Raw genomic sequence first — 1,812 nt, forward strand, 5'->3', positions numbered from 1 at the left:
ACATTCAAATATGTATCCGCTCATGAATTAATTCTTAGAAAAACTCATCGAGCATCAAATGAAACTGCAATTTATTCATATCAGGATTATCAATACCATATTTTTGAAAAAGCCGTTTCTGTAATGAAGGAGAAAACTCACCGAGGCAGTTCCATAGGATGGCAAGATCCTGGTATCGGTCTGCGATTCCGACTCGTCCAACATCAATACAACCTATTAATTTCCCCTCGTCAAAAATAAGGTTATCAAGTGAGAAATCACCATGAGTGACGACTGAATCCGGTGAGAATGGCAAAAGTTTATGCATTTCTTTCCAGACTTGTTCAACAGGCCAGCCATTACGCTCGTCATCAAAATCACTCGCATCAACCAAACCGTTATTCATTCGTGATTGCGCCTGAGCGAGACGAAATACGCGGTCGCTGTTAAAAGGACAATTACAAACAGGAATCGAATGCAACCGGCGCAGGAACACTGCCAGCGCATCAACAATATTTTCACCTGAATCAGGATATTCTTCTAATACCTGGAATGCTGTTTTCCCGGGGATCGCAGTGGTGAGTAACCATGCATCATCAGGAGTACGGATAAAATGCTTGATGGTCGGAAGAGGCATAAATTCCGTCAGCCAGTTTAGTCTGACCATCTCATCTGTAACATCATTGGCAACGCTACCTTTGCCATGTTTCAGAAACAACTCTGGCGCATCGGGCTTCCCATACAATCGATAGATTGTCGCACCTGATTGCCCGACATTATCGCGAGCCCATTTATACCCATATAAATCAGCATCCATGTTGGAATTTAATCGCGGCCTAGAGCAAGACGTTTCCCGTTGAATATGGCTCATAACACCCCTTGTATTACTGTTTATGTAAGCAGACAGTTTTATTGTTCATGATGATATATTTTTATCGGCACTGTTGCAAATAGTCGGTGGTGATAAACTTATCATCCCCTTTTGCTGATGGAGCTGCACATGAACCCATTCAAAGGCCGGCATTTTCAGCGTGACATCATTCTGTGGGCCGTACGCTGGTACTGCAAATACGGCATCAGTTACCGTGAGCTGCAGGAGATGCTGGCTGAACGCGGAGTGAATGTCGATCACTCCACGATTTACCGCTGGGTTCAGCGTTATGCGCCTGAAATGGAAAAACGGCTGCGCTGGTACTGGCGTAACCCTTCCGATCTTTGCCCGTGGCACATGGATGAAACCTACGTGAAGGTCAATGGCCGCTGGGCGTATCTGTACCGGGCCGTCGACAGCCGGGGCCGCACTGTCGATTTTTATCTCTCCTCCCGTCGTAACAGCAAAGCTGCATACCGGTTTCTGGGTAAAATCCTCAACAACGTGAAGAAGTGGCAGATCCCGCGATTCATCAACACGGATAAAGCGCCCGCCTATGGTCGCGCGCTTGCTCTGCTCAAACGCGAAGGCCGGTGCCCGTCTGACGTTGAACACCGACAGATTAAGTACCGGAACAACGTGATTGAATGCGATCATGGCAAACTGAAACGGATAATCGGCGCCACGCTGGGATTTAAATCCATGAAGACGGCTTACGCCACCATCAAAGGTATTGAGGTGATGCGTGCACTACGCAAAGGCCAGGCCTCAGCATTTTATTATGGTGATCCCCTGGGCGAAATGCGCCTGGTAAGCAGAGTTTTTGAAACGTAAGGCCTTTGAATAAGACAAAAGGCTGCCTCATCGCTAACTTTGCAACAGTGCCCTCGCGATGACATCGCCCAGCGGCTGGCCATCATCCTGTGCATCGACCAGGGCGCCCCCGATCTCGGCGAAGGATT

General features: G+C 47.8%; 2 protein-coding genes. One reads left to right on the top strand and one right to left on the bottom strand.

The window, feature by feature from the left end:
• Positions 1–34: 34 nt before the first annotated feature.
• The gene (locus tag AB0I68_RS39010) at positions 35–850 is read right to left on the bottom strand and encodes an aminoglycoside O-phosphotransferase APH(3')-Ia (RefSeq protein ID WP_000018329.1); all 816 of its coding nucleotides are present in this window, start codon (positions 848–850) and stop codon (positions 35–37) included.
• 129 nt (positions 851–979) lie between these two features.
• Between AB0I68_RS39010 and AB0I68_RS39015 the strand changes: the two genes are divergently transcribed.
• The gene (locus AB0I68_RS39015; protein WP_001067856.1) at positions 980–1,684 is read left to right on the top strand and encodes an IS6-like element IS26 family transposase; all 705 of its coding nucleotides are present in this window, start codon (positions 980–982) and stop codon (positions 1,682–1,684) included.
• The last annotated feature ends 128 nt before the right edge of the window (positions 1,685–1,812 follow it).

This window comes from Streptomyces sp. NPDC050448 (genome assembly GCF_040655295.1).
GTDB lineage: Bacteria > Actinomycetota > Actinomycetes > Streptomycetales > Streptomycetaceae > Streptomyces.